Source organism: Methylosinus sp. LW4, from assembly GCF_000379125.1.
Taxonomy (GTDB): Bacteria; Pseudomonadota; Alphaproteobacteria; order Rhizobiales; family Beijerinckiaceae; genus Methylosinus.
On the sequence record NZ_KB900626.1, the window covers coordinates 1,422,124 to 1,447,623 of the forward strand.

The following is a 25,500-nucleotide window of genomic DNA, read 5'->3' on the forward strand; positions in this document are numbered from 1 at the left end:
CGGAATGGCCCGCAAAGCGGGAAGTGCGACGCAATGGCGAATCCCCCTTATGAAGCTGCGAACCTTGGCCCCGAAGGTGCGCCCGATGCGCGCCAAGGTCGAAGTGAAGAAGCAAACCGACGACTTCTATCGGTCCGCGGAATGGATCGCGCTACGCAAGCAGGTGCGCGCCGAGCGCGGCAGGATCTGCGAAGGCTGCGGCAAGACCTATGAGGATGACGGCTCGCCGGTCGATCTGATCCTCGACCACATCATCGAACGGCGGGACGGCGGCGCGGACTTCGACCCGCGCAATGTCCAGCAGCTCTGCACGCGGGCCGGCGGCAATGGGCGCGGACGCATCGGCGGGTGCCACAACCGCAAGACCGCCTCCGAGAAGCAGCGCCGCCTGCAGGGCCGCTGACCGACGCAAAAAAGCGAAGCAAATCAATGCGATGCCGACGCGATCGACCACGCAAGCCCCGTGCCACCCCCACCCCAGGGGGGGGTAAAAAGTCTGAGGCCCCGAGGGAGCCGCGACCGGCATGGGTGTCACGCGCGAAAAATTTCTGCGCAGCGCAATAGCTTTGATTGGCGCGTTTGAATGCGGGTAATCAAACATGAGTGATCAGCCGAAATCGAAGCGCGGCGGAAAGCGCCCCGGCGCCGGCCGAAAGCCCAAGGGTTTCGTGAAGCCATCGGCGATCAGCGAGCTCAATCGCGTCGCCGCGCTCGCGACCGCCCCGCCGGATGAAATCGATGGCGTCGCCCAGCGGCACGCCCATGGCGCGATCGAGGCGCTGGTCCGGCTGCTGTTCTACGGCTCCAGCGAAGCCGCCAAGATCGCCGCCGCGAAGGAAATCCTCGATCGCGGCTACGGCAAGCCGGCCGTCGAGATCGGTGGAGACGCCGCCATGCTACCGCTCTTCATGGCGCCCGACTCTCTCGCGATCCGCTCCGAATCGCTGACCCAGGAAATCCGCGCCGAGGCGCGCAAATACGCCAATCTCGCCGTCGAAGCGCTCCGCAAGATCGCGAGCGACGGCGCCAGCGAGACGGCCATCGCCGCCGCGTCGAAAGCGCTGCTCGATCGCGGCCTCGGCACGGTGGGCAAGGCGCGCATGCCGGACGAGCAGCGCGAGCGCCCGCTCGGCAAGAAGGAAGAGGCGGCCCGCGCCGCCGAGGCCGCCGCCACCGGCCGCTACGCCACCCCCGCCGCCCCGCGAGGCTATCAATGACCGCCGAGCCCTGGTGGACCACCGCATGCATCGACTGGGAGCGCCGCATCGTCGAGGGCCGCTCCCTGTTGCCGTGCGGCCCGCTGTTCCCGGACGAGGCGGCGGCGTGGATGGGCGTCTTCGCCAATCTGCGCCTCGTCGATCTCCCCGGCTCGCCGACCATTGGCCAGGCCTGCCGCGAGTGGATCACCGATTTCGCCGCCTTTCTCTTCGGCGGCTATGACCCCGATTTGGGCGTTCGTTACATCAACGACATTCACCTCGATATCGCCAAAAAGAACATCAAGAGCACGTTTGCTGCGGCAGTCTTCACCACCTGCATGGTCCGCAACTGGCGCCCGAGCGCCGAGCTCAACATCGCCGCGCCGACGAAAGAAATCGCCGACAACAGCTTCCTTCCGTCTCGCGACATGATCGCCGCCGACCCCGATCTGCGCGCCCTCTTCCACGTCAAGGAAAACCAGCGCGTCATCGAGCATCGCAACACGCGCGCCGTCGGCAAGGTGGTGGCGGCGGATTCGGAAACGGTGGGCGGCAAGAAATCCAGCGTCATCATCTTTGACGAGCTCTGGCTGTTCGGCATGCGCGCCGGCTCGGAGGCGATGCTGCGCGAGGCCAAGGGCGGCATCGCCTCGCGCAATGAGGGCTTCCTGCTCACCCTCTCCACCAAGCCGGACGGGCCGCCGCGCGGCGTCTACGCCCAACGCCTCGAATATTTCCGCGGCGTGCGCGACGGCAAGATTCACGATCCGCACAGCTTCGGCCTCATCTACGAATATCCGCCGGCGATGATCAAGGACGGCACCTATGCCGAGCCGCGCTTCTTCTACATCCCCAATCCAAATCTCGGCGCCAGCGTCTCCGAGCAATATCTCATCTCGGAAATGGGCAAGGCCGCGCGCGCCGGCAAAGCCAGCCTCGCGAATTTCCACGCTAAGCACCTCAATGTCGAGCCGTCGATCGCGCTGCGCTCGGATGGTTGGGCCGGCCTCGAAGTCTGGTCGCGCGGCCGCGATCGCACGCTCACGCTGGACAGCCTGCTCGAGCGCTGCGAGGTCGTCACCGTCGGCATAGACGGCGGCGGCCTGGACGATCTCCTCGGCCTCGCCGTCTGCGGCCGCGAGCGCGAGACCGGCCGCTGGCTCATCTGGGCGCATGGCCTCGTCTCGACCATCGGCGTCGAGCGCCGCAAGAAAAACGCCATCGATTACCTCCGCTTCGCCGAAACCGAGGAGCTGACCGTCTTCGAATTCACCCGCGGCGCCGATGGCGTCTACGGTCTGCCGGAGGACTCCGAGCAAGACGCCCCGAGCCTCCTGCCCCTGCCCCTGCCCCTGCCTCTCCCGCCGTCGCCGAGCGCCGAGCCGGAGACAGAAGAATCCTCCGCCGTCGCCGCCCTCCTCGCCCGCGCCCTCCCCGCCTCGGACGATCCCAACGCCCTCCCGCCGGACATCGCCTATATCGTCGCCCTCGTCGCGCGAATCCGCGATCTCGGCCTGCTCGCCCAGGTCGGCGTGGACGCCGCCGGCATAGGCTCCATCGTCGACGCTTTGGCGGCGATCGGCGTGACGCAGGACGCCGGCACGCTGGACGCGGTGCGCCAGGGCATAGGCCTTATGGGCGCGATCAAGACGGCCGAGCGCATGCTCGCCGCGCGCCGCCTGCTCTATCCGCAATCGGCGCTGCTCGACTGGTGCGTCGGCAATCTGCGCATCATCCCCACGGCGACGGCGATGCGCGTCGCTCGCGACGAGAGCGGCTTCGGCAAGATCGACCCCGCCATCGCCGTCTTCAACGCGATAGCGCTCATGAGCATGAATCCCGAGGCGCAGAATTCCGGCGCCTCCATCTACGACGCCGAGGAAAACTGGACGCCCAGCGACGCCCCCGAATCCGAGACGGCCCTTCCCGCGCTCGCGCGCCCGGCGCCGCGCGCCAAGCCGTCCATTTACGATCAGGCGTGGGGCTAGCCCATGTGGCCATTCTCCCGCCGCGCGCCGGAAGTCGCCGAGCGTATCGAGCCGACCATTCAGGCGACGCTCGAAAATCCCAATGTCCCGATCAATCAGGAATCGCTCGCCATCATCATCGGCGGCGGTCCGACCATGGCGGGGCCGCATGTCAATGAGCGCAGCTCGCTGCGCAATGTCGACGTCTTCCGCTGCGTCTCCATCCTCTCGGGGATCGTCGCCTCGCTCGATCTCAACATCTATCATCTGCAGCCGGCCGGCCGCGAGCTCGCCACGGGACACCGCGTCTTCCCGTTTCTGCATGATGCGCCGAACGATTTCATGACGGCTTTTTCCTGGAAAGAGCTCGTCATGCTGCACTGCCTGCTCTGGGGCAATCACTACAGCGTCATCGAATATGACAACGCCGCCCGTGTCGTCGGCTTCGTGCCGCTGCTGCCCTGGCAGGTCGAGCCCTTCCGCCGCGACAATGGAACCATCGCCTATAAGGTGCGGCTCGATGACGGCTCGGAGATCGTCGAGTCCGAAGACATGCTCCATATTCCGGGGATCGGCTTCGATGGGCTCCGCGGCCTTTCGGTCATTTCCGCCGTCGGTCGCCAGGCCATCGGCACATCGCTGGCGATGGAGGAATTCACCGCGCGGCTGCATTCCAATGGCGTGAAGCCGAGCGGCATAGGCAAGGCGAAGGAAGGGATTTCGCCCTCGTCCTTCAATCGCATGCGCCAGCAATTCGAGAATTTTTATTCCGGCTCCTCCAACGCCGGCAAGACGCTGTGGGTGGATAGCGGCACGGAATGGCAAGCCGTGCAAATGTCGCCGGTCGACGCCGAGACTTTGGCCTCGCGGCGCTATTCGACAGCGCAGATCTGCAATATCTTCGGCGTGCCGGCGATGCTGCTGAACGAGAACGCCGATATGACGGCCTGGGGCGCTGGCATAGAGCAGATCATGCTCGGCTTTCAGATCACGACGATCAATCCATGGCTGCGGCGCATGGAGAATGAGTTCAACCGAAAGCTCTTCCTCGGCACGCGCTATCGCGCCGAATATGAGCGCGAAGGCCTCATCGTCATGGACGCCAAGGCGAAGGCGGAACTCTATTCTAAGCTCGTCGCCAATGCGCTGATGCGGCCGAACGAAGGCCTCAAGAAGTTCAACCTGCCCTCCGCCGGGCCGGCCGGCGACAAGCTCTACATGCAGGGCGCGATGCGCTCGCTCGACTCCATCGCCGAGGCGGAAGCGACGAGCGGCGGCCAAAAGCCCGCTCCGGCGCCGCCGCAGCGCGAGCCCCCGCAACCCAGTGACCCGAGGTCGCCGAAGCCATGACTTCTTTTCTCGCCCCCTTTGACGCGCCCATCACCCAGGTCATGCTCGAGCATATGGCTTCGCGACGTTATATCGATGCGGAAATTTGCAAGGTTTTCAGCATTCAGATTTGGATGCTACAGAAAAAACACCACATCTTCGCCCGTCTCGACAAGGAGACGGCGCGCAAGCAATGGAGCGACCGCTTCAACAATCGCGCCCCGGCGACGCGCGCCAAGGGCAATCTGACCATCAAGGCCCAAGCCGACGGCTCGACCGATATCCTTCTCTATGATGAGATCGGCTATTGGGGCGTCACCGCCAAGGATTTCATCGCGCAGCTCGGCTCCATCTCCTCGCCATCCATCCGCGTGCGCATCAACAGCCCTGGCGGAGACGTCTTCGATGGCCTCGCCATCTACAATGCATTGAAGCAGCATCCCGGCGAAATCTCCTGTGTCGTCGAAGGGCTCGCCGCCTCCGCCGCTTCCTTCATCGCTTTGGCCGGCAAGCGCTGCGTCATGGCGGAAAATTCGCTCATGATGTGTCATTGCGCATGGGGATTCTCCATCGGCAACAAAGCGGACATGATGGAGACCGCCGTCATCCTGGAGAAGATCGACGCGCAGCTCGCAGGCGTCTATGCGGCCAAGACCGGCAAGTCTCCCGGCGAATGTCTCGCCATGATGGCTGGCGAAGGCAAGAACGACGGCACCTGGTTCACGGCGCAGGAGGCGAAAGACTATGGCCTCGTCGATGAGCTGCTCGCGAGCTCCGAGACGACGGAACAGCCGGACGCCCAACCGGAGAATAAGCACGACGATCTCGCGCGCCGCGTCCGCGCGATGCGCGCGCGCCTCGCCATCGCCGAGCGCGACTGACCTTTCGGCCTTTCGGCCGGCGCCGCAAACGCTCCTTCGGCAAGAGCTTCCACCGAGGAAACCGACATGAAGAGCAAAGCACTGCGCGAGCAGCGCGCGAAGCTTATCGAGGACGCTCGCGCGCTGCTCCCTGCCGACGGCGCGATCTCCGATGATGTGAGCACGAAGTTCGATGAGATGATGGCCGCGGCCGACAAGCTCAAAGGCGACATCGATCGTATCGAGCGTCTCGAAGGCGAAGAGGCCGCGCTCGGCAACCGCATCGAACGTCGCGCGGGCCGCGAAGGCATTTCGAAGGACGAGGCCGAGCATAAGAACAAGCTCGAAAGCGAAGCCTTCAACGCCTATCTGCGTTTCGGCATGAACGGGCTCAATGAGGAGCAGCGCTCCATCGCCACGGCGCGATTCCAGAATCCGCAGAGCGGCTTTCAGAACGCGCTCGGCACTGTGCCAGACACCGCCGGCGGCTATACGGTGCCGGAAGGCTTCTATGGCCAGCTGGAAGACGCCCAGCTCGCTTATGGCGGCATGCTCGAGAACGCCTTCGTCTTCGACACCTCGACGGGCAATGCGCTGCCGATCCCGACCGATAACGACACCTCGAACAAGGGCGCCATTCTCGGCGAAAACACGCAGGCGTCGTCTCAGGACCTCACCTTCGGCGCAGTGACGCTCAACGCCTATACCTATAGCTCGAAGCTGGTGCTTATCTCCAATCAGCTTCTCAACGATTCCGCCTTCAATCTCGACAGCTTCCTCGCCAATAAGCTCGGCGTGCGCATCGCGCGCATTCTGAACGACCATACGACGACGGGAGACGGCGCCAGCAAGCCGCTCGGCGTCGTCACCGCGGCGACGCTCGGCGTCACCGCCGCCTCCGCTTCGGCGGTGACCGCCGACGAGTTCGCGATCGATCTCGTTCACAGCGTCGACCCGGCCTATCGCCCGAACGGCAAGTTCATGTTCGCGGATTCGACGTTGAAGGCGCTCAAGAAGCTGAAGGATGGCGAGGGCCAGTATCTCTGGACCTCCGGCCTGCAGTTCAAGGAGCCGGATCGCCTCGGCGGCTATCCCTATATCGTCAATCAGAGCATGGACGCTTATGGCTCCGGCAAGAAGCCGATCGCCTTCGGCGATTTCTCGAAATATTTCATTCGCCGCGTCGCCGGCGTCCAGGTGCTGCGTCTCACCGAGCGCTACGCCGACTACAATCAAACCGGCTTCCTCGCCTTCCAGCGCTGGGACGGCAATCTCGTCGACGCCGGCACTCACCCCATCAAATATCTGACCATGTGACGCGCGCGGCGCCGGCTCCCGCTTGTGCGCCGCCCTTCCCTTCCCCTCTCACCGCAAAAGGAGCCGCGCCATGCGCCGCGACCTCGCCAATCGCATCAATCTCAAGCCGGCGATCCAGCCGGTCGTCGTCACCGATAATACGCCCCAGGCCTCCGCCATCATCGACACCGCCGGCTATGAGAGCCTCACCTTCGCAATCGAAACTGGCACGCTGGCGGACGCCGACGCCACTTTCGCCGTCACCATGGAACATGGCGATGACGCCGCGCTCGCCGACACGGCGGCGCCGGCCGCGACCGATCTCATCGGCACGACCGCGCTGGCGAGCTTCACCTTCGCGGCCGACGGCGCCTGCCGCAAGATCGGCTATATCGGCACGAAGCGCTATGTGCGCATGACGATCACGCCGAGCAACAACACCGGCAACGCCCCGCTCGCCGCCATCGCCATCCTCGGCGACGCCAAGAGCCGCCCGACCGCCAATCCCCCGGCCTGACGCAAGACGCGGCGCCTCTCGCGCCGCCTCCCCTCTCTGACATAGGAGCCAGCGGCGATGGCCGACGCGAATTATCAGACCAAGGTCTATCATAAGCAGGGCGGCGACGAGCTGGTCATCGCCAGCGGCGGCAAGCTCACCATCGAATCCGGCGGCCTCGTCGAGAATGCCGGCATTCATGCGACGGTCCAGGGCGCGCCCACGGCGAAGACGGTCTCGGCCACTCTCACGGCGGCGGAAATCCTCGCCGGGATCATCACCGTCAATCAGGGCGCGGGCGCCGCCTCGGCGCTGCAGCTGCCCCTCGCGACGGCGATGGATACGGCGCTCGCCGCCTTCGGCGCGAATGACTCCTTCGACTTTTCGGTCATCAATATTTCGACCGTGGATGCGGAGGACGCCAGCCTGACGACCAACACGGGCTGGACGCTGGTCGGCTCCATGGACATTCCCGCCTATAGCGCCGCGGGAAGCCTCAACTCCTCCGGCCGCTTCCGTGCGCGCCGGACGGCGGCGGGCGCCTGGACGCTCTATCGGCTGTCGTGAGGAGGGCGCGATGGAAGTCCTCATTCTGCGCGAATTCACCTGCTCGAAAGAGGACGGCTCGCGCGATCTCGCCCCCGGCGACACATTCGACGTCCCGGATCGGCTTATCGATGCGCTCGAGAAGGGCGGCTATGTCCGCCGTCCTCCTGCGCTTGTCCCGGCCGCTTCGCCGCGCGGCGGCAAGCGCTCGGCCTCGCCGCCGGAAGCGCCGCTCCTCGCGCCGCAGGCGCCGGAGACCGTTGCCGGCGAAGCATCCTCCGACGCCGCGCCGGAAGAGGCGGCGCGCGCCGCGGCGGCTGCCTCGGAACCGGCCGCCGCCGGCGCGAATGAGCAGGGCTGATGGCGTTCGAATCTTTCATCACCGTCCAAACGCCGGCCGCCGATCTCAATCTGCTCACGATAGAGCAGCTGCGCGCCGCGGCCGGCGTCTCGGACGGCTCGAAAGACACCGCATTGAAGGCGCTCGGCGCCCGCGTCTCCTCCGCCATCACCGCGGCATGCCGCGTCGCCGACGATGGGATCAATCCGCCGACGCTGCGCAAGGAGACGATCCTCGAGACCTTTCGCCGCCCGTCCTATTGGGCGAAGGGCTCCTGGCCTTTCGCGGATAGCGAGATGCAGCGCCACAGCCTCATATTGGCGCGTCGTCCCGCCGTCTCCGTCGCCTCGGTCATCGTCGATGGAACGACGCTCGACGCCACGCAATATGAGCTTCACGCCGCCGACGGAATTCTCGTGCGCCTCTCCGGCGATCAGCCGACCGCATGGCTGAATTGGAAGATCATCGTCACCTATGACGCCGGCTTCGCCACAGTGCGCGACGATCTCGCCCTCGTCGCCAGCCAGCTCGCGCAAATCCTCTGGTGGCAGGACGGCCGCGACCCCAACCAAAAGGTCGATTATGTCGACGGCGTTGGGCGCAGCGAGTGGTTCGCAAACCCGCATCTCGGCGATCTCGTCCCGGCGTCGCTCATCGGCGCCCTCGACGCCGCCGGCTATGTCAACCACATTCCGGGGTGAGGCATGATCGAGGCTCTGGTCTCCCATATCTTCGCGCTGCGCAATCTCGCGCATCTCGCGCATTGGTCCACGGGCAATTACGCGGCGCATATGGCGCTCGGCGATTTCTACGAGGAGATCGTCGAGAAGATCGACGCCATCGTCGAAATCTACCAGGGCCGCAACGCGCTCATCGGCCCCGTGCCGCCGCTCGTCTTCGACGACGCCGATATCATCCCGCGCATTCGCGAAGAGATGGACTGGCTTTCCGCCAATCGCGCCGCCATCGCCGCCGGTGACGAAGTGATCGGCAATCAGCTCGACGAGCTCGGCGCGATCTTCGGCCGCGCACTCTACAAGCTCCGCTTCCTGTCGTGAGGGCGAAATGAGCATCAAAAACATCTTCAAAAATCTCTCCGCCGGCCGCACCTCTCCGCCGTCGGCGCATATCGCCGTGACGCCCAGCGATACGGTCGATCTGGAATTCGTCACGCAATCGCTCTATGTGGGCGGCGCCGGAAATGTCGCCGTGGTGAGCATCGACGGCGATACTGTCACCTATGTTTCAAACGGCGGCTACATCATCGGCGAATTTACGCGCGTCCTATCGACCGGAACGACCGCCACCAATATCATCGCAGCCGGCCGGCGCGCGTGATGCTCAGCTTTCTCCGCGCACTCTTCGCATGGCGCCTCGTCGCCGAGCATGGCCGCTACGCCTATTTCGAGAACGACGTGGCCGGCGCACGAGAAGCCCATGTCATTCTCCGCAATGGCGGCACGCATCCCGCTCATCGTCGCTGGCTCGCTGGCGGGGATTGGTCCTATGAGCGTCCGCCGCCGCCGAGGTCGCAATCCGGCGTGAAAAGCATTGGAGCCGCACGCTGATGGACTCCCCCAACGTCTACAGCCTCACCGCCTCCGTCACCGCGGCGGGAACGGTGGTGAGCGAGTGGATCACGGGCCTCGAGGGGATGCTCGCCCTCGCCGCCTCCATCCAATTCGCCTATGGCTCCGGCGGCTCGTCCTGCCGGGTGTATCTGCAGACGTCATTCGATAGCGGCGCCACGGCCCAGGACGTCGCATGCGCCGCCTTCGCCACCGCGGCCGCGACGAAGCAGTTCAACCTTTCCGCGCTGACGCCCGTCATATTGCCGGTCGCCTCGCCGACCGATGGAACCATGCCGGATAACACGGCCCAGGACGGAATCCTCGGCCCGCGCTACCGGCTCAAAATCATCTCGACCGGCACTTACGCCGGAACGCAGGTCACAGCGAGGCTCAACGCGCGATGATTGCGGGATGCGCGATGAGCGAGGAAAGCGCGCGTCTCGTCGCCATGCTCAACGCGCTCGCATGGTGGATTTTCGCTTGCGGACTTCTCGCCTTCGTCATGACCGAGATCGTCTATCACATTCGCGCGGCCATCTGGGCGCGCCGGCGCATCGGCTCTCTGTCGAGCGAAAATCTCCGCGCCGCGCTGAAAGATAAAGGGACGAACGATGCGTAGAGCCTATATCGATATTGTCGTGGAATTGCTGCGCAAAGAAGCCGTCGACCTCCTGGCGAATGCCGGACTTGCGATCATCGGAAGCGCATATTTCGACCATCGGGGCGTGATCCGCCTCATGATCGAAGGCGACGCCCTCGGAGCAGAATTCGAGGTCGATGAGGGAACCATTCCGAAAGTCGCCAATCTGTTCCTTGTCGAGCATATGCGCGAGGGCGTGCGCTCGGCGGAAATCGATCGCTTTCAAGTGACCTCCTTGCAGCCGATCCCCATTTGCACTTGCAACAAGTCTGGGTGGGGCGTCATCGTATGACCCCCGCGCAAGCCCGCTCCTCCCTCGATCGCATGCTCCGCCAGGCGGGCCAGACGGTCACGCTCACGCGCTATCATGGCGTCCAGCGCGTCCCCGTCTCGGTGGAGCTGCGCGCCCATATCGTCGACTACAAGCCGGAGCAGATCGCCGCCGACTCCAGCCTGCGCACGGGCGACCGCAAGGCGATCATGTCGACGACTGAAATCGACGCCGCGCAATGGCCCGGCGCCGTGCCGGACGATCAGCGCCAGCCCGGTGACGCGCGCGTCCCGCGCCATGCCGACACGATCACGACGCCGGAAGGCAAGGTCTACACGGTCGTCGACGGCCACGAGGCGATCCGCCTCGGCGCGGATAGCGAGCTGATCCGCATCGAAGCGCAGGTGCGCTGACATGGCCCCCGATGACGTCGTCGCATTCTTCCGCGGCGCAATCGAAAGCTATTGGACCTTCACCTTGGTCAAATGGCCCAATGAGCAGCCCTTCGATCCCAATTCGCAGCCCTATCTCGAGTTGCAATTCCCGCTCTATCGCGAGCAGCTCGCCAGCATGGGCGCGCCGGGCGCCGATTATCTCGCCGGCGAGGGCGCGGCGCATATCGCGCTGCTCACGCCCATCGGCGGCGGCCTGCAGGGCGCCTCGTCCGAGCAATGGCAGACGCGCTTCAACACGCTGATCGCGTCGCTGCGGCCCAAGGTGTTCGCCAATGGCCTCGGCCAGACATTCGAGGCGCAGACGTCCGCTTCCTATGAGGACGACGGCTATTTCGTCCGCAGCACAGCCATCGCCTACGCCTACCAGAAATTCGGCTGACGGCCGCAGCAAGAGAGGGTCCGCCCCATGGCGCTTTTTCCATCCCGCATTGTCCAAGTCGCCACCGTCCCCGAGGTCACCTGGGGCGTCATTCCCACCTCGCCGACCTTCCAGATCGAGCGCTTCCTCCCCGGCGACGGCCTGCAGACGAAAAAGGGAACGCAGGCGATCGAGGAGCTGCATGTCGATCCCAATGTGCGCGATCACATTCAGCTCAAGCAGGACGTCGACGGCTCGCATGATTTCATTCTGAGCTACGGCACCAACGGCGATCTGTGGTGGACGCGCATCTTGCGTAACGGCACATGGGCCACCAATGTGCTGGTCAACGGAATGACGCGCGTTCCCTTCACGCTCGAGGAGAAATTCCTCGCCGGCGCCGCGGCGGGCTATCGCCGCTTCAGGGGCGTCGAGGTCGACAAGGCGGCCATTCGCTTCGAGGCGCGCAAGGAGGTCCGCGCGACTCTCTCCTTTGTCGGGCAGGCCGAGAATGTCGCCGCCACCGCCGCCCTCTCCGGCGCCACTTACACGGCCGCAGAAACCAACGCGCTGTCCACCGGCAATACGATCGTGGCCAACGCCTTCATGGGCCTCGGCACGCTGCCGACGCTCAATTCCGTCGAGCTCGATATCGACCATGGAATTCAACCGGTCGAGGCGCTCGGCTCACTCTATCGCGCCGATCAATTGCCCGACCTCACGCGCGTCACCGGCAAGATCACCGGCTTCATTCTCGCCGCCTCGCCCGGCGACGTCACTGATCTCAGTCTCAACCACGCCAGCGGCGATATCAATTTCACCGTTGGCTCAGTCGCCAACAACAAATACACGCTCGATCTGCCCTTCGTCCGCATCACCGACGCCAAGGTGCTCGGCATGGGGACGTCCGGCGCTCTGCGCTTCGAGGTCGATTTCGCCGCCGATTACGACTCCTCCACCGGCGGCTCGATCAAGGTCACGCGGAGCGTCGCATGAAGACGGTCGAAATCACCGCCACTTTCGAATTCTACCCGGACGGCTCGGAAGCAACCAAGCGCGTCTATTCCCTCGGCGCGACGCCGGAGCTCTCCGACGCCGACGCCGATCTCTTCATCGCCAAAGGGCTGGCGCAGCTTCCGGCCGCGCCCACGCCGCAAGAGAAAGCAGCAGAATAATGGACATCGGCAATATCGACGCCGCGCAAGACGCGATCGACCTCGGCGCATGGATCGACAGCCCCTCTTTCCCCGGCGTCGCCTGGCGCGTGCGCGGCTCCAACAACGCCGATGCGAAGCGCCTGCGCGAGAAGCTCATCTCCGCCGTGCCGCGCGCCGAGCGCCTGAATGGCCTTGCGGATGAGGCGCGCGCCCGTATCGAAGCGCAGGTGATCGCCGAGACGATCCTGCTCGATGCGCGCGGTCTCACCTCCGGCGGCGCGCCGCTCGGTATTGGCGATGTGAAAGCGCAGCTCTCCACGCCCAAGCGCGGCCCGCTGCTGCGCGCCGATATCGGCGCCGCCGCGGCGCTGGTCGGCGAGGAGCAGCTCGCCGCGGTGGAGGACGACGCAAAAAACTCGTCGGCCGCCTCCGTTGGGAACTGACGTGGGGCGATTGGACCGAGTGGCTGGAAAGCCTTTCGGCGGAAGGCGAGACGCCGGCCCCGCTCCGCGACCGGCCGGAGCTGCCGGAGCGCCTCGCCCCTCTCTATGAGGCATTCGGCGCTCTGGGCGGCGATCGTCACCTCGGCGTCGGCGGCGCGGGCGCCATCCCCTTCCTCGCGATCGACGCCTATGCGCGGCGCTATCGCATAGAGGATGCGGACCAGTTCCGGCGCTTCCATGTGCTGCTCACGCGCATGGACGCCGCCTATCTCGAATGGGCGGCCGAGCGCGCGCGCAAGCCGGCGGAGACATGATGGCGGCCTCCCTCAAGCTGACGCCGATCAACACCAAGCTCGTCTTCTCCGGCGATGGCGCGGCGTCGCCGGAGACCATCGGCAAGGCCTTCGCGCGCATGGCGCGGGAGGATATCGCCAAGGTCGACCGCGACAACGCCCAGGCCGCCGGCGGCGCGCTGCGGCGCACGGATTATGTCGCCGGCGCCGAGGTCGCCGCCATCCCGGATTTCGTCGACCCGGAATCGACGATCTCGGCCCGCTGGGAAGTCGCATCCGGCGCGGTCGCTTACGCCGAGAGCCTGCTCGAGGTCGCAGGCCCTCGGCGCAGCGGCGCCTATCGCAAGCAGCATGCGATCTATGCCGACGGCGTCGCCGTCGCCAGCGTGGCCGATGTGCCGCCCGGCGCGCGCGAGGTGCTCATCGTCTCGCTCGTCCCCTATGCGCGCAAGATCGAGCGGGGCCGAAAGAAATACGCGCCCGGCGCGGTCTATCAATCGGTCGCCGCGCTCGTCGCCGCGCGCTACGGCAATGTGGCGCGCGTGAAATTCACCTTCGCCGCGCCGGAAGGTCCGGCCCCCGCGCTGGACGCATGGGCCGCCAGCCGCAGCTCCGCCGTCTCCAATTCGCGCAAGCGCCGCGCGCAGATCGCCAAGGATCTGCGCAACCCCGCCATCCTCATCTATCTCACCTGAGGGCCGCCCCTTGGATATCCGTCAGCTCGCCGAATATCAGCTCACGACCAAAGGCGTCGTCGAGGCTGCGGCGCAATTTGATCAGCTCGAGGCCGCGCAAAAGCGCGCCGCCTCCGGCGCCGATGTGCTGACCAAGCAGACAGAAATTCAGGAAAAATTTGTCACGCGCATCGGAACCAAGCTCGAGGCTTACGCGCGCTCGAACGATCAGACATATAAGGCGCTCGCCAATGCAGAGCGCGGCGAGCGCTTGCTCGAAGCCGCTCGCAAGAACGGCATAGAAGTAACGCAGGCGCAGATCGCCGCCGCAGAGAAGGCGCGCGCAAAATATAACGAGCTGGCCGCCGCGGCCAATGACAACAGCATCGCAAACGGCATGGCCCGCGCCGCCGGCGAGACCGCGCGCTTCAACATCGCGCTCGATCGCCTGCAATCCTTCGCCTGGAACAATACGAGCCTCTCCGGCAATACGATCGATCGCGTCGTTCTGCCGATCCGCTCGCTCGGCGCGGCGATCGGCGGCCTGCCCGCCATCGCCGTGGCGGCCGGCGTCGCCATAGAGGCGGCGCTCGTGCTCATCGGCCATCACGCGCAGCAGACGCTCGCCGAATTGCAGGACGTCTCGCGCCAGTCCGGGCTCGGCGTCAATCAGATCGCCGGCGCGCAGATCGTCGGCGCCCGCAGCGGCCTGACGCAGGATCAGACGCGCAGCGCTTTGACCAACGCCGGCAAGGAATATGAATCCTACCGTCGCAACGAAGGCGGCGTGAAGGATACGCTCGACAAGGTCGACGAAGGCTTTCTGAAGGTTGCGGACAAGGCCAAGAGCGCCGGCGAATTCATCGATATTATCGGCGAGAAAATCCGCGCCCTCCCACGCGAGGAAGGGCTCGACCTCTCCAAAAAGCTGTTCGGCGAGGACGCCGGCGACAAGCTCTTCGCCAATATTCAGAGCGGCGCCCTATCGATGCGCGCTCTCGGCGACGAAGCGGACCGCGCCGGAACGCTCAACGAAGCCCTCGCCAAGCATGCGGAAGAGGTGCAACGGCAGATCGACGAGGCCGCCCAGGTCGCAAAGACGAAACTCCTCGTCGCCCTGCAGGACCTCGACGACCCCATGTCGCGGCTGCAGCGCGGATGGTGGAACATCGTCGGCATAATCGCCGAGGCCGCCGGCCAGGCGGGCCGCATGCGAGATATTCTCGCCAATGGCGAGGTCGGCAAATGGGCCGGGCTACACGCCGCGGGCGGAACGTCTTTCGAAGACGCCTTCGGCAAATATCGGCGAAAAGACGCTGTGGTCGGCGCGGAAGAATATGGGCCGCCTATGCCCAAGGGCGCGCCCACGACGTCCGCCGGCGTCTCCCGCGCCCGCTACGCCGCGCGCGACGAATCCGGCTCCGGCGGCGGCGCCAGTGGCAAGAGCGACGCCGATCGCGCCGCCGAGCGTTATGAGAAAATCACCCGCGAGCTGAATAATCAGATCGATCTGCTGCGCACGCAGGGCGACGAGCACGATCGCCTCGCCCTCAAGATCGATATCGAGAAAAAGCAGCTGGAGCTCGGAACCGGCGCGACCCAGGCGCAGAAAGACCATATCGCCGAGCTGGTGACGCAGCTCGACGCCGCCAAAAAGGCGCAGGAACGCCTCAACGAAGAGGCCAAGAAGTTCAACGAGGCCTATAGCGCCGCCGCCGGCACGATTTCGGGCGCGCTCAAGGATGTGCTCAACGGCGGCAAGCCGGGCGACGCGCTGCAAAAAGCGCTGCAATCCATCCAGGGCCAGCTCCTCGACGCCTCGCTCACGGGCGCGGGCCCCTACGCCAAGCTGCTCGGACTCAACGGCAAGGACGGCGCGGTCGGCGGCCTCTTCGGCGGCCTCGCCAGCGCGCTCGGCCTCGGCGGCAATCAGACGACAGGGACGATGAACGTGCAGGCCGGCGTCGTGACCGTCAACGGCGGGATCGGCGCGGGCGCTGGCGGCGGCGGCCTGCTCTCCGGCCTCACCAATTGGATCGGCGGCCTCTTCGGCCAGAATGCAGACGGCACGGACAACTGGCGCGGCGGCCCGACCTGGGTCGGCGAGCGCGGCCCGGAGCTGGTCAATCTGCCGCGCGGATCCTCGGTCACGCCCAATGCGCAGAGCCTCGCCTATACGCGCTCGCTGGCGAATGACAATCGCGGCGGAGCGTCCGCCTCGCCGGTGACGGTGAATCTCATCAAAGCGCCTCCCGGAACTGACGTGAAGCAATCGACGGACTCCCGCGGCGGCCGGCGCATCGATGTGGTCTTCGATGAGCGCATCGCCGCCGCGTCAGGCTCGCCGCAAGGCGTCGCCGTCAATCGCGGCCTCTATGGCCTCAAGCCGGTCATCACCCGGCGCTAGTCCTATTGGGCGGAGTCGGCGACAGCCTGCTGGCGACGCCTCTTGCGTTCCACCACAGGCGCCGGCTGGGGCGCCTCCGGCTCCAGCGTCGCGAAAACCGGGTTCGGGGTGTGCTCCAGCGTCGCGCCATTGGACGAGTCGACCGCTGCCCCAATGATCCCGCCGGCGAGAATATTTCCCGCGAGCGCTGCGCCGCCGCCGACCGGCACATGTGTCCCGACGAAAATCTGCTGCTGCTGATAGCCGGGCTTGGAGAAAACCACAGAAAACTGCGAGTCGCGCGGCAGCTCGAAAGTGCAAGGCGTCGCCTCGCAAACCATGCCCGTCGAAACGCGCGCCGTCGCGCCGGCCGGAGAAGAGGCGAAGGTCACATTCTCGGTCGTGCCTCGCACGATTGTCGCGCAGCCGGAAATAGACATGGAAATACAAGCAGCAACAAAGACAAATCTCATTTCGCGCCCCGATTGTTCGGCAATTGTGCGGCGGCGACATTACGCGATCGGGCGCTGATGACAATCCCTGTTTGGCCGGCGTCGCTCCCACAGCGCATCTTGCGCGACGGCTATAGCGAGCCGCTCCCCGATGGGCGCTTGTTCACGAAGCCATCGGCCGGGCCGCCGAAGTCGCGCCGGCGCTATTCGAAAGCCGCCGTCCCGATAACGGCGACCATTGTCGTCGACTATGCCAGCAAGGCGCGTCTCGAGCGCTTCTGGGTCGAAGAACTCGATTGGGGCTCGCTCCCCTTCATCATGCCGGATCAGACGCATGATGGCGTGCCGATATTCACCTCCGCTGGCGTCCCGCTGCTGACGAGCGCCGGCGTTCCCATTCTCGTCACCGCCTATTGGCTGGTGATGTTCCAGGAAAATTCGGCTCCGAAATTCGATCCGCTCGGCGTGCAGTTCCGCGCCGCCTTCACTCTGCTGAAGCTGCCCTGACAATGCCGCGCGTCCCCGTCACCTCTCGCCGGACCATGTATGAGCAGCATTCGTCGGAAATCGAGGTGCTCCTCATCACCATCACGCATTCACTGCTCGCCGAGCCGATCCGGCTGTCGAGTGATCCGACGGAGCGGCTATCTATCGAGCCGCTCGAATACGCAACGATCAGCCGTGGCGATACTTTCAAATTCGTCGAGATGGCGGCGATCCTCCCCGACGATCAAAAAGGCGTCCCGCCGCGCACCGCGATTGCATTTGAGAATATCGACTCCGCCTATGTCGATCTCGCGAGGTCCTTCATCGAGCCGGCGACGGCGATGCTCGAGGTCGTCTATGCCTCGGCGCCCGATTACGTCACGCAGCGCTATACGCGGCTGCGCACCACAAAGGTCTCCGGCACAGAAACAGGAATCGTCTTCGATCTGTCGCGCATTCATCTTCAGACAGAGCCTTTCGGCGCGCGGCAGACAAAGGCCTTTTTCCCTGGCCTGCATGGGATCGCCAACGCATGACGCATTGGTCGGGCGCCTATGTCGGCCTGCCCTGGCGCGCCGGCGGCAGGGACGCACAAGGGTGCGATTGCTGGGGCCTCGTGCGGCTCATCTACCAGGACGTCGCGAAAATCGCCCTGGACCCGCTCAACGGTCTCTATGTCACGGCCGAAGAGCGCGAGGATATCGCTGCGATCGTCGCCGGCGAAATGGCGCATGGCCCCTGGTTTCCGATCGAGCCCGGCGCCGAGTGTGAATTGGACGTCCTGCTCTTCCGCTGTCTCGGCCTGCAATCGCATGTCGGCGTCGTCGCCGGCCGCGGATTGATGCTGCATGCGACGGCCGGGCAGACGAGCTGCATCGAAAGATATCAGGATGGGCGATGGCGGCCGAGATTGAGCGGGATTTTCCGACACAGGGACGCGCGATGAGCGGCGCGCGCATCATCGCCGCGCCGCATCTCGACGGCGTGCGTCGCGTCGACGCCATGGCCCCGGCCGGCGCGACGATCCTCGATATCGTCGGAATCGCGCTGCCGCTCGCGACGCCGGGGGTGCATGACTTCGTGCGCGTCAGCATCGGCGATGACGTCATTCCGCGCGAATGGTGGCCGAGCGTGCGGCCGAAGCCGGAGACGGTCGTTATCGTCCGCGTCGTCCCCGGCAATGGCGGCGTTCTGCGATCCGTGCTCTCGATCGCTGTCGGCGTCGCGGCTTTGGCGCTTGGGCAGGTCTGGGCCGCTCCTCTGGCGGCCTCGTCATTCGGCACGGCGGTCGGCCTGACGCAGACCTCCGCGGCCGCGCTCATTTCCGGCACGGCGATGCTCGCCGGGCAATTTCTGCTCAACGCCTTTGTCCCGCTCAAGCGCAATGAGCAATCTGGCGTCGGCAACGCCAGCAGCCCGTCCTACTCGCCGCAGGGCTTCAAGAATGTCGCCAACCCGGATGGCGTCGTCCCTTGCGTCATGGGCAAGATTCGCTTCGCGCCGCCTTATGCCGCCCTGCCCTATACGGAAGTCATCAACGGCGAAAAATTCATTCGCGCGTTGTTCCTGGTAGGCTATGGCCCAGTCGCTCTGCGCAACATTCGACTCGGCGACACGCCCATCGAAAAGTTCAAAGAGGTCGAGATCGAGGTCCGCGAGGGCTATTCGACCGACGCTCCGATTACGCTCTACCCGACGCAGGTCCTCGAGGAGCAGCTTTCGGTCGATCTCAACAAAGCCTACTCCGATCAGTTCGGCGCGCACACGCGCTTCACGGCCTCGGACGCGACCGAATGCTCTGTGGACTTCACCTTCCCGTCCGGCCTCTTCTGGATGCATACCGTCGTCGGGCGCACCAGCTCGACCACCTACCCGATTCCCTTCACCGTCAATTTCAGAATCAGCCAAAGGCTCAATGGCGCTGGCTCTTGGTCTATCGTCGCTGATTTCCCGGTCACGAACTTCTTACAAAAAGCATTCAGCTCAGCTTATCGTTGGACTCTCCCGATGCGTGGCCGCTACGAGATCAAAGTCGAGCGTCTGACGGCCGATTTCGACGATCTCAACGCGTTCCAGCAGACCGACCAATTCGTCTCGCTCGCTTTGTGGTCGGCGATCAGGTCATACCGCCCCGAATATGCGCTCGCCTTTCCCTATCCGCTCGCGCTCATCGCCGTGCGCATCAAAGGCACAAAGCAGCTCAATGGCGTGCTCGACAATCTCAATGTCGAGGCCTCGCGCATCTGCAAGGATTGGGACGCCGGAACGTCGGCATGGGTGGAGCGCGAGACGCAAAATCCGGCGTCGCTCTATCGATACGCTCTGCAAGGCCCGATGAACGCCTACCCGCGGGAGGATAGCGAGATCGATCTCGCATGGCTGCAAAACGACTTCCACCCGCACTGTGTCGCGAACGGCCTCTCCTACAATCGCGTCCATGACTATGAGGCGTCTGTTTTCGATGTGATGGAGGATATTTGCGGCGCCGGGCGCGCCAGCCCGCGCGATGACGGCGAGAAATGGAGCGGCGTCATCGATCGTCGGCAGAGCATCGTCTACGGCCACATCACGACGCGCAATGCGTGGGAGTTCTCTTTCGAACGGCCGAACATCCAATTTCCGCACGGCTTTCGCGTCAAATTCCAGGACGAGACCAACAGCTATAAGCAGGCCGAGCGCGTCGTCCCTTGGCCCGGCTTCGTCGGCATTCCGACCATTACCGAAAGCATAGAGCTCCCCGGCAAGACGAGCCCGGATGAAATCTGGATCGAGGCGCGCAAGCGGCAATATGAGACGATCTACCGTCCCGACACATGGACAGTGATGAGAGACTTCGAATCCGCCGTCGAGGTCCGCGGCGATCTCTGCCAATTTGCCTATGACACTCTGGACAAGACGCAACGCGCGGCCCGTGTGCAGCGCGTCGCCGACGCCATGGTTTTGCTCGACGATCATGTGACGATGGAGGTCGGCAAGAGCTATGCGATCCGCATTCGCAAGCTCGCCGCCAATGATGTCGATGAAGACCAGAGCATCATTCGCACGGTTCAGACCGTGGTGGGCGAGACCGATATCATCTATCTGACCGGAACCGGCGTCGCGCCGGCGGTCGGCGATCTCGTAATGTTCGGAGAGTCCTCGAAAATTTCTTTCGCCGTGCTGGTGAAGGACAAGGAAGGGACCGAGAATTTCGGCGCGCGCGAAACGCTCATCCCTTATGCGCCGGAAATATTCGATCTGCTCGACGCCGAGGTCCCGCCCGCATGGAACGGGCGCGTCGGCGAGGACATCGGAGCGACCACGGCCGCGCCGGCGGTCCCTGTCGTCGCGACGATCGTCTCGCTCACAATTCCCGGCTCGGAGCCCTCCGCGAATATCTTTGTCCCGCTCTCGATCGGCTCTGGCGGCGGCGCGCCGGCGACTTTCGAGGTCGATCATCGTCTCTCCGGTGCGAGTCTATGGACGACGGTCTCTATCGCCGTCGCGACGGGCTCCGCGACCATCTCGGGCTATTCGCAATATGACGTCGTCGAGCTCCGCGCGCGCGCCGTGAACACGACGGGCGCGAGCGCCTACACCGCGACGAAAACGCTCATCGTCGCGCTCGGCGACAGCGCCGATTGGGGCGCGATCACCAGCGCCGCGACCGTGCATCTCGACGTCGGCTCGATCGCCGCGACGGCGGATCAGAGCATCGATTGGGGCAGCTTCTGAAATGACGGCAGAAATCAAGCATCGGCGCGGCGACGCGACGCAGCTCGCGGCCTTCACGCCCGCGGCCGGCGAAATCGTCGTCGATACGACCAACAATCGCGCCGTCGTCGGCGATGGCTCGCGCGCCGGCGGCTATCCGGCAGCGCGCCTCGACGAATCCGGCGTCGGCTTCCGCAATCGCCTGCGCAACGCCGCCTTCTCGATCAATCAGCGCGGCGTCTCCGGCACGGTGACGCTCTCTGCGGGCGCCTATGGCCATGACGGCGTCAAAGCGGGCGCGGCGGGATGCTCATATACATTCGCGACGAGCGGAATAGACACGACGATCACCGTCGCATCCGGCTCGCTCATCCTGCCGATCGAAGGCGCTTTGATCGAAGGCGGAAATTATATGCTGTCGCATGCCGGCACGGCGCAAGCGCGCATCTGGCAGACGAGCCCCGCCGGCTCTTATGTGAGCGTCGCGGGAGGACTCATAGCGTCGGGCCTGACCGCAAACACATTGACCGCCGTCGAATTCTCGACCGGCACGATCTTGCGTCCGCAATTCGAGCCCGGTGTCTATGCGACGGCGTTCGAGCGTCGCCCGCTCGGCGTCGAGCTGGCCTTGTGCCAGCGCTATTTCCAATCGCGGCTCGCATCGCATCTGGCCCTGGCGACGGCGGCCACGCAGTTCTTCGGCGGCGCCATCGCACTGCCGGTGACGATGCGCGCGACGCCGACGCTCTCCTCCCTCTCCGGCGGAACGCAAACCAACGTCGCCTCTGACGGCCTCAACACGATGGGCGATTCTGCGGTCCGCTATTACATCTCCTCGACCGCCGCCGGCGAGGTCGAGTCCTACGATCGCGCATTCACCGCGAGCGCGGAACTCTGATCGGCGCCTAGCCGCAGATCCGCGCATCCAAGCGCAAATCTCTCCCAAAATCTGAACGGAAAAAGGCGGCCCATGTCTGGAACGCAATCGCCCGATCTCACCCTCGCGGGCGCTCTTGATGAGTTCATTGGCAATTTCGACTCCGGTCTCGGCATGGAAACGCGCCGCGCCACGGCGGCGAGCGTCGCGACGCAGATGCGGACGCTGATCCAATTCGATTCTGCGATCGTCTCCGTCAAGACGCGAACGCTCTCGACGCCGCCCGGCTCTCCGACGCTCGGCGATCGCTATATCGTCAAGGCGACAGGGACCGGCGCATGGGCTTCGCATGACAATTCCGTCGCGACCGCGACGGCGACCGGATGGAGCTTCGTCGCGCCGACGGCCGGCTATCGCGTCTTCATCATCGACGAGAAGACTGACTATTATTGGGACGCCAATACTTCGAAATGGACCGTCATCGCCAACACGCAACTGCTGTTCTCGACCGTGGCGGAAATGGCGGCGGTCACAGGCACGCCCGCGAACTACGAGGCGAATGTCGTCGCCGATATCGTCGGCTACACGGCGAGCCGCGCGCGCTCGTCCAACGTCGCGACCATCGTGACGCAGGCGACGCATGGCCTCACCACCGGCGCCAAGGTCAATGTCCGCAAGCTCGGCGGCTCCGGCTACAACGCCAATCAGGTGACGGTCACAGTCACGGGCGCGAATTCCTTCACCTATGCCAACACCGGCGGCGATGAATCGACGACGACCGACACGGCCGGACATGTCGATCGCAATGGCGCCTATGCGTCCGATGGCGCCGGCGCGTGGGTGTGGAAAAGCGACAATGATCTCGATGGGCTGACCGCGCGCGTCGAAGTGCTGGAGACGGAGCTCGCCGCGGCGCCGACCATTCTCGGCACAGAGACCGCGGTCAATTTGCTCACACACTCGAATAATTTCGCTGACGCATCCTGGTCGAAAGGTCACGCGACCGTCCCGACTGTCTCCGGCACGTCGCCGGTCAGCGGTAGCACGATCTATAAGCTGACCGATAATACCGACAGCAACATCCACAATATTCAGCAAAATCTCGCCGTCGCGCAGACGGCGGGATCGGCCATTGTCCTATCCGCCTACGCCAAGGCGGACGCCCTTTCGAAGCTCATGTTCTGGGTTGTGAACGGAACAGACTCCGGCAAGCAGGCGATCTTCGATCTAGCCGCCGGAAAGGCGTTCACGCTCAATTCCGCGATCGAAGCCGGCGTGATTCCAATCGAAGATTTTCCGGGCTGGTATCGCTGCTGGATGAAGATCACGCTCGACAGCGACGGCACGCCGTCGCTGTTCATCCTGACCGCCAAGGACGACGGCACATTTTCTTACCCCGGAACTTCGCAATCGCTCTATCTCGCCGGCGTCATGGCCAGCACCGGCAAGCTCTTTCCCTATATCGATACGGCGGCGGCGGCCGTCACCGGCAATGTGGCTGTCGACAGCGAGCGCGGCGCCGCGGCTTTTGGCGAAGAGGCGGCGTCGAAGCTGCGCCTCGATGCGGTGGACGTGGGGTTGCTGAAGACCACGGCGCTGGCCACTGGCGCAAACCTATTTTTGCAATCGGACAATTACATCGCATCGCCCTGGACGCAGAATGAAGTCATCATCCTTCCGGGCGCGATCCCGGCGCCTTTCGGAAAAATCTTCGCCACCAAAGTCAATGAGCTGGCGACGACAAACTTTCACATGATCGAGCAGGGCTATGGCAGCTCTATCGCAGCCGGTTCGGTCGTATCCTGCGGAATTTGCGTCAAGGCTGGCGAGCGCACGCAGCTGACGGGATGGTTCAAGCCACAGCACGACGCCGAGCAGACTGTCCTCTTCGATCTCGCGGCCGGCACGGCGACGCCGACCAGCGGCTCCCCGCCGCTCGACTGCCGCATTATCCCGATCGACGGCATGCCCGGCTGGTTCCGCGTCGTCGTCGTCGGCAAAATGATTACGGCCGGCACCTTCCAGATGTTCTGGATGATCTCCAATGCCGGCGCGACCGCCTATCTCGGCGAGGCGAATAAGGGCCTCTATCTCGCCAATGCGCAGGCATGGTTCGGCTATGACCTGCCGGATTTCGTCGCGACAACGACGCTCACGGCCAATGGCGCGCAGGAGATTTACGACGCGGCGGACCGGCGCCCTATCGGCTATGTTCCGGGCGTCACGACAGGCTATGCAGTGCTGTCGGATGCGCCGACGCTCTATATCTGCTTCACGGATTCGCAGTCCAACGCGCACGGCGGCGGCACGGACGCGCTCGTCGCGACCTCGCCGCTGTTTTCTGGCTATGCGCTCATGGGCTCTAATGGCCCGCATGCGGAGGGCGCGCGCTTCACGCAATTCGTGGATTTGATCGAGACCGGGATCAATGAATCGGCCGGCTCCGGCTGGATCAACGGCATGCTCTCGCGCATGCTCTCGGAATCGCCCGTGCTGCCGCGCTTTGCCTATTTCAACCCGGCGATCGGCGGCAAGACGATCACCGAGTTGAAGCGCGGCGGCCCGTCCTACACGCGCTTCCTCGGCGCCTTGCACGACACATGCGACGCCGCGCGCCGAGCCGGCTATCGCCCCGTCGTGATCGCCGGCGATTGGATGGGCAATGAGAGCGCCGCGCTCGGCCGCGCAGGAGACTGGGCAAATCAGCTCAGACAGCTGCGCCGACAAATGGACGAGGATATTCGCCGCGCGACCGGGCAGACCGAGAATTGGGTGTTGTTCATTTCCTCGATCCGCACGTCGTCGACCTATGCTTTCAGCAACCCGGTCTTCACGGGCAATATCGAGGCGGCGGCGTCCGATCCTTTCATCAAGCTCGCATGCCCGACCTATCAATTCCCGAGCCAATCTTCGCCGAGCGAATCCGTCCACATGAACAACGTCGGCCAGAACCGACGCGGCCAGGCGCTCGCGCGCGCCGTCTGGGCGGAGATGTTCGGCCCCGGCTGGACGCCCTTCCACCACAAGCGCGTCTGGCGCAGCGGCTCCGCGCAAATCGCCGTGTTGTTTCAGGTCCCGTTCGGCAACATCGTGCTCGACACTAGCGGCTCGATCGTGCCGAACACAGGCTATCCGAGCGGCAACTACTATGGCTTCCGCTTCGACGACAGCTCCGGTTCGCCGCCCACGATCACCAGCCATTCGATCTCGGGCAATTTCCTGTTTCTCAACCTCTCCGCAGCGCCGACAGGCCACGCCGGCCAACTCGCCTACGCCACCGAGACGGTGATCCTGGATTCCAACGTCGCCGGCTGTCTGCGCAACGATGTCGCGCACACGTCGCTCTTTGGCCAGCCGAACGATTACGACTGGTGCAACAGCCTCATTGTCGATTTCCCGCTTTGAGTGGCCATCCTCCCGCAGAGCAGGCAAAACAGAAAGGTGATCCATGGGCGCCGATAATTTTTCCTCTTTCGGAAAGGGCCTCTCGAGCCCAGGAACGAAGCATTTCACGCTCGTCGCGTCGGACACCGCCGACCTCGCGGTGATCCCGCGCGCCGTCTACGTCAATGTCGGCGGCGTCGCGGTGATCCGCGACGCCGCAGGAAATGACGTCGCCTACAACGTCAACCAGTTCGCGATCTTGCCGTTCCGCGGCGTGCGCCTGCTCGCCAATGGCACGACGGCGACGCTCATCGGGTGGGAGTGACC

Annotated in this window: 32 protein-coding genes; 31 read left to right on the forward strand and 1 reads right to left on the reverse strand. The window is 64.6% G+C overall.

What is annotated here, in order from left to right; all coding sequences use genetic code 11:
• Window positions 1-4 precede the first annotated feature (4 nt).
• From METLW4_RS27705 to METLW4_RS0107355, 24 genes are all read left to right on the forward strand, one after another.
• Window positions 5-403: an HNH endonuclease signature motif containing protein gene (locus tag METLW4_RS27705; protein WP_157234965.1), complete on the forward strand. Its 399-nt coding sequence runs from the start codon at window positions 5-7 to the stop codon at window positions 401-403.
• A gap of 196 nt (window positions 404-599) precedes the next feature.
• Window positions 600-1,217 carry a hypothetical protein gene (locus METLW4_RS0107250; RefSeq protein WP_018265539.1) on the forward strand — a complete coding sequence of 206 codons (618 nt, stop codon included), beginning with the start codon at window positions 600-602 and terminating at the stop codon, window positions 1,215-1,217.
• The gene (locus tag METLW4_RS0107255) at window positions 1,214-3,187 is read left to right on the forward strand and encodes a terminase large subunit (RefSeq protein WP_018265540.1); all 1,974 of its coding nucleotides are present in this window, start codon (window positions 1,214-1,216) and stop codon (window positions 3,185-3,187) included. Before METLW4_RS0107250 ends, METLW4_RS0107255 begins: the two co-directional genes overlap by 4 nt.
• 3 nt (window positions 3,188-3,190) lie before the next feature.
• Entirely contained in the window at window positions 3,191-4,516 is a 1,326-nt protein-coding gene (locus METLW4_RS24270) for a phage portal protein (protein ID WP_018265541.1), read from the forward strand.
• Window positions 4,517-4,629: 113 nt separating this feature from the next.
• On the forward strand, window positions 4,630-5,376 hold the full coding sequence (locus METLW4_RS24275) for a head maturation protease, ClpP-related (RefSeq protein ID WP_083919308.1): 747 nt from the start codon (window positions 4,630-4,632) through the stop codon (window positions 5,374-5,376).
• 66 nt (window positions 5,377-5,442) lie between these two features.
• Entirely contained in the window at window positions 5,443-6,672 is a 1,230-nt protein-coding gene (locus tag METLW4_RS24280; protein ID WP_018265543.1) for a phage major capsid protein, read from the forward strand.
• 70 nt (window positions 6,673-6,742) lie between these two features.
• A complete protein-coding gene (locus METLW4_RS0107275) occupies window positions 6,743-7,168 on the forward strand; it encodes a hypothetical protein (protein WP_018265544.1) in 426 nt (141 codons plus the stop codon).
• 57 nt (window positions 7,169-7,225) lie between these two features.
• Entirely contained in the window at window positions 7,226-7,714 is a 489-nt protein-coding gene (locus METLW4_RS26380; protein ID WP_018265545.1) for a hypothetical protein, read from the forward strand.
• A 10-nt stretch (window positions 7,715-7,724) separates the two neighbouring features.
• Window positions 7,725-8,054, forward strand: a complete 330-nt coding sequence (locus tag METLW4_RS0107285; RefSeq protein ID WP_018265546.1) for a hypothetical protein — start codon at window positions 7,725-7,727, stop codon at window positions 8,052-8,054.
• Window positions 8,054-8,734, forward strand: a complete 681-nt coding sequence (locus METLW4_RS0107290) for a hypothetical protein (protein WP_018265547.1) — start codon at window positions 8,054-8,056, stop codon at window positions 8,732-8,734. Before METLW4_RS0107285 ends, METLW4_RS0107290 begins: the two co-directional genes overlap by 1 nt.
• A 3-nt stretch (window positions 8,735-8,737) precedes the next feature.
• The gene (locus METLW4_RS24290; protein WP_018265548.1) at window positions 8,738-9,091 is read left to right on the forward strand and encodes a DUF5856 family protein; all 354 of its coding nucleotides are present in this window, start codon (window positions 8,738-8,740) and stop codon (window positions 9,089-9,091) included.
• Window positions 9,092-9,098: 7 nt separating this feature from the next.
• Window positions 9,099-9,371: a spike base protein, RCAP_Rcc01079 family gene (locus METLW4_RS0107300; RefSeq protein WP_018265549.1), complete on the forward strand. Its 273-nt coding sequence runs from the start codon at window positions 9,099-9,101 to the stop codon at window positions 9,369-9,371.
• The gene (locus METLW4_RS0107305; protein ID WP_018265550.1) at window positions 9,371-9,601 is read left to right on the forward strand and encodes a hypothetical protein; all 231 of its coding nucleotides are present in this window, start codon (window positions 9,371-9,373) and stop codon (window positions 9,599-9,601) included. Before METLW4_RS0107300 ends, METLW4_RS0107305 begins: the two co-directional genes overlap by 1 nt.
• Entirely contained in the window at window positions 9,601-10,008 is a 408-nt protein-coding gene (locus METLW4_RS0107310; RefSeq protein ID WP_018265551.1) for a hypothetical protein, read from the forward strand. Before METLW4_RS0107305 ends, METLW4_RS0107310 begins: the two co-directional genes overlap by 1 nt.
• A gap of 14 nt (window positions 10,009-10,022) precedes the next feature.
• A complete protein-coding gene (locus METLW4_RS0107315; protein WP_018265552.1) occupies window positions 10,023-10,223 on the forward strand; it encodes a hypothetical protein in 201 nt (66 codons plus the stop codon).
• Window positions 10,216-10,536, forward strand: coding sequence for a hypothetical protein (locus METLW4_RS0107320; protein ID WP_018265553.1), 321 nt, complete (start codon window positions 10,216-10,218; stop codon window positions 10,534-10,536). The genes METLW4_RS0107315 and METLW4_RS0107320 overlap by 8 nt, the downstream gene beginning before the upstream one ends.
• Complete coding sequence (locus tag METLW4_RS0107325) at window positions 10,533-10,928, forward strand: hypothetical protein (protein WP_157234967.1); 396 nt, start codon at window positions 10,533-10,535, stop codon at window positions 10,926-10,928. Before METLW4_RS0107320 ends, METLW4_RS0107325 begins: the two co-directional genes overlap by 4 nt.
• A gap of 1 nt (window position 10,929) precedes the next feature.
• Window positions 10,930-11,349: a hypothetical protein gene (locus METLW4_RS0107330; protein WP_018265555.1), complete on the forward strand. Its 420-nt coding sequence runs from the start codon at window positions 10,930-10,932 to the stop codon at window positions 11,347-11,349.
• Between the two features lie 27 nt (window positions 11,350-11,376).
• The gene (locus METLW4_RS0107335) at window positions 11,377-12,324 is read left to right on the forward strand and encodes a phage tail tube protein (RefSeq protein ID WP_018265556.1); all 948 of its coding nucleotides are present in this window, start codon (window positions 11,377-11,379) and stop codon (window positions 12,322-12,324) included.
• Window positions 12,321-12,503, forward strand: a complete 183-nt coding sequence (locus tag METLW4_RS0107340; RefSeq protein ID WP_018265557.1) for a hypothetical protein — start codon at window positions 12,321-12,323, stop codon at window positions 12,501-12,503. Before METLW4_RS0107335 ends, METLW4_RS0107340 begins: the two co-directional genes overlap by 4 nt.
• Complete coding sequence (locus METLW4_RS0107345) at window positions 12,503-12,928, forward strand: hypothetical protein (RefSeq protein WP_018265558.1); 426 nt, start codon at window positions 12,503-12,505, stop codon at window positions 12,926-12,928. Before METLW4_RS0107340 ends, METLW4_RS0107345 begins: the two co-directional genes overlap by 1 nt.
• 23 nt (window positions 12,929-12,951) lie before the next feature.
• On the forward strand, window positions 12,952-13,242 hold the full coding sequence (locus METLW4_RS29005) for a phage tail assembly chaperone (protein WP_444849022.1): 291 nt from the start codon (window positions 12,952-12,954) through the stop codon (window positions 13,240-13,242).
• Complete coding sequence (locus METLW4_RS26385; RefSeq protein WP_157234968.1) at window positions 13,239-13,916, forward strand: hypothetical protein; 678 nt, start codon at window positions 13,239-13,241, stop codon at window positions 13,914-13,916. Before METLW4_RS29005 ends, METLW4_RS26385 begins: the two co-directional genes overlap by 4 nt.
• 10 nt (window positions 13,917-13,926) lie before the next feature.
• Entirely contained in the window at window positions 13,927-16,302 is a 2,376-nt protein-coding gene (locus METLW4_RS0107355; protein ID WP_018265560.1) for a hypothetical protein, read from the forward strand.
• Between the two features lie 2 nt (window positions 16,303-16,304).
• Here METLW4_RS0107355 and METLW4_RS0107360 read toward each other — a convergent pair whose 3' ends face one another.
• A complete protein-coding gene (locus METLW4_RS0107360; RefSeq protein WP_198290178.1) occupies window positions 16,305-16,694 on the reverse strand; it encodes a translation initiation factor 2 in 390 nt (129 codons plus the stop codon).
• A 117-nt stretch (window positions 16,695-16,811) separates the two neighbouring features.
• Between METLW4_RS0107360 and METLW4_RS0107365 the strand changes: the two genes are divergently transcribed.
• The 7 genes from METLW4_RS0107365 (at window position 16,812) to METLW4_RS0107395 (ending at window position 25,498) form a co-directional block, all read left to right on the forward strand.
• Window positions 16,812-17,240, forward strand: a complete 429-nt coding sequence (locus METLW4_RS0107365; protein ID WP_026191329.1) for a hypothetical protein — start codon at window positions 16,812-16,814, stop codon at window positions 17,238-17,240.
• Window positions 17,241-17,242: 2 nt separating this feature from the next.
• A complete protein-coding gene (locus METLW4_RS24300) occupies window positions 17,243-17,755 on the forward strand; it encodes a hypothetical protein (protein WP_157234970.1) in 513 nt (170 codons plus the stop codon).
• Window positions 17,752-18,165: a C40 family peptidase gene (locus METLW4_RS0107375; protein ID WP_018265564.1), complete on the forward strand. Its 414-nt coding sequence runs from the start codon at window positions 17,752-17,754 to the stop codon at window positions 18,163-18,165. The genes METLW4_RS24300 and METLW4_RS0107375 overlap by 4 nt, the downstream gene beginning before the upstream one ends.
• Complete coding sequence (gene gpJ, locus METLW4_RS24305) at window positions 18,117-20,933, forward strand: TipJ family phage tail tip protein (protein ID WP_018265565.1); 2,817 nt, start codon at window positions 18,117-18,119, stop codon at window positions 20,931-20,933. The genes METLW4_RS0107375 and gpJ overlap by 49 nt, the downstream gene beginning before the upstream one ends.
• A gap of 1 nt (window position 20,934) precedes the next feature.
• Window positions 20,935-21,810: a hypothetical protein gene (locus METLW4_RS0107385; protein ID WP_018265566.1), complete on the forward strand. Its 876-nt coding sequence runs from the start codon at window positions 20,935-20,937 to the stop codon at window positions 21,808-21,810.
• A gap of 72 nt (window positions 21,811-21,882) precedes the next feature.
• Entirely contained in the window at window positions 21,883-25,194 is a 3,312-nt protein-coding gene (locus METLW4_RS26390) for a phage head spike fiber domain-containing protein (RefSeq protein WP_018265567.1), read from the forward strand.
• 43 nt (window positions 25,195-25,237) lie between these two features.
• Window positions 25,238-25,498 (forward strand): spike base protein, RCAP_Rcc01079 family, encoded by a 261-nt coding sequence (locus METLW4_RS0107395; RefSeq protein WP_018265568.1) that lies wholly within the window; start codon window positions 25,238-25,240, stop codon window positions 25,496-25,498.
• Window positions 25,499-25,500: the final 2 nt, after the last annotated feature.

Excerpts from the sequence above, each read along its gene's own strand:
- METLW4_RS0107300 (WP_018265549.1), top strand. The coding sequence starts at position 9,099 with ATGAGCATCAAAAACATCTTCAAAAATCTCTCCGCCGGCCGCACCTCT.
- METLW4_RS0107275 (WP_018265544.1), top strand. The coding sequence starts at position 6,743 with ATGCGCCGCGACCTCGCCAATCGCATCAATCTCAAGCCGGCGATCCAG.
- METLW4_RS24280 (WP_018265543.1), top strand. The coding sequence starts at position 5,443 with ATGAAGAGCAAAGCACTGCGCGAGCAGCGCGCGAAGCTTATCGAGGAC.
- METLW4_RS0107305 (WP_018265550.1), top strand. The coding sequence starts at position 9,371 with ATGCTCAGCTTTCTCCGCGCACTCTTCGCATGGCGCCTCGTCGCCGAG.
- gpJ (WP_018265565.1), top strand. The coding sequence starts at position 18,117 with ATGGCGGCCGAGATTGAGCGGGATTTTCCGACACAGGGACGCGCGATG.
- METLW4_RS26390 (WP_018265567.1), top strand. The coding sequence starts at position 21,883 with ATGTCTGGAACGCAATCGCCCGATCTCACCCTCGCGGGCGCTCTTGAT.
- METLW4_RS0107330 (WP_018265555.1), top strand. The coding sequence starts at position 10,930 with ATGGCCCCCGATGACGTCGTCGCATTCTTCCGCGGCGCAATCGAAAGC.
- METLW4_RS0107365 (WP_026191329.1), top strand. The coding sequence starts at position 16,812 with ATGACAATCCCTGTTTGGCCGGCGTCGCTCCCACAGCGCATCTTGCGC.
- METLW4_RS0107335 (WP_018265556.1), top strand. The coding sequence starts at position 11,377 with ATGGCGCTTTTTCCATCCCGCATTGTCCAAGTCGCCACCGTCCCCGAG.
- METLW4_RS0107290 (WP_018265547.1), top strand. The coding sequence starts at position 8,054 with ATGGCGTTCGAATCTTTCATCACCGTCCAAACGCCGGCCGCCGATCTC.
- METLW4_RS24275 (WP_083919308.1), top strand. The coding sequence starts at position 4,630 with ATGCTACAGAAAAAACACCACATCTTCGCCCGTCTCGACAAGGAGACG.
- METLW4_RS0107320 (WP_018265553.1), top strand. The coding sequence starts at position 10,216 with ATGCGTAGAGCCTATATCGATATTGTCGTGGAATTGCTGCGCAAAGAA.
- METLW4_RS0107340 (WP_018265557.1), top strand. The coding sequence starts at position 12,321 with ATGAAGACGGTCGAAATCACCGCCACTTTCGAATTCTACCCGGACGGC.
- METLW4_RS24290 (WP_018265548.1), top strand. The coding sequence starts at position 8,738 with ATGATCGAGGCTCTGGTCTCCCATATCTTCGCGCTGCGCAATCTCGCG.
- METLW4_RS27705 (WP_157234965.1), top strand. The coding sequence starts at position 5 with ATGGCCCGCAAAGCGGGAAGTGCGACGCAATGGCGAATCCCCCTTATG.
- METLW4_RS0107285 (WP_018265546.1), top strand. The coding sequence starts at position 7,725 with ATGGAAGTCCTCATTCTGCGCGAATTCACCTGCTCGAAAGAGGACGGC.
- METLW4_RS0107325 (WP_157234967.1), top strand. The coding sequence starts at position 10,533 with ATGACCCCCGCGCAAGCCCGCTCCTCCCTCGATCGCATGCTCCGCCAG.
- METLW4_RS0107375 (WP_018265564.1), top strand. The coding sequence starts at position 17,752 with ATGACGCATTGGTCGGGCGCCTATGTCGGCCTGCCCTGGCGCGCCGGC.
- METLW4_RS24270 (WP_018265541.1), top strand. The coding sequence starts at position 3,191 with ATGTGGCCATTCTCCCGCCGCGCGCCGGAAGTCGCCGAGCGTATCGAG.
- METLW4_RS0107385 (WP_018265566.1), top strand. The coding sequence starts at position 20,935 with ATGACGGCAGAAATCAAGCATCGGCGCGGCGACGCGACGCAGCTCGCG.
- METLW4_RS26385 (WP_157234968.1), top strand. The coding sequence starts at position 13,239 with ATGATGGCGGCCTCCCTCAAGCTGACGCCGATCAACACCAAGCTCGTC.
- METLW4_RS0107315 (WP_018265552.1), top strand. The coding sequence starts at position 10,023 with ATGAGCGAGGAAAGCGCGCGTCTCGTCGCCATGCTCAACGCGCTCGCA.
- METLW4_RS26380 (WP_018265545.1), top strand. The coding sequence starts at position 7,226 with ATGGCCGACGCGAATTATCAGACCAAGGTCTATCATAAGCAGGGCGGC.
- METLW4_RS0107345 (WP_018265558.1), top strand. The coding sequence starts at position 12,503 with ATGGACATCGGCAATATCGACGCCGCGCAAGACGCGATCGACCTCGGC.
- METLW4_RS0107395 (WP_018265568.1), top strand. The coding sequence starts at position 25,238 with ATGGGCGCCGATAATTTTTCCTCTTTCGGAAAGGGCCTCTCGAGCCCA.
- METLW4_RS0107310 (WP_018265551.1), top strand. The coding sequence starts at position 9,601 with ATGGACTCCCCCAACGTCTACAGCCTCACCGCCTCCGTCACCGCGGCG.
- METLW4_RS24300 (WP_157234970.1), top strand. The coding sequence starts at position 17,243 with ATGCCGCGCGTCCCCGTCACCTCTCGCCGGACCATGTATGAGCAGCAT.
- METLW4_RS0107255 (WP_018265540.1), top strand. The coding sequence starts at position 1,214 with ATGACCGCCGAGCCCTGGTGGACCACCGCATGCATCGACTGGGAGCGC.
- METLW4_RS0107250 (WP_018265539.1), top strand. The coding sequence starts at position 600 with ATGAGTGATCAGCCGAAATCGAAGCGCGGCGGAAAGCGCCCCGGCGCC.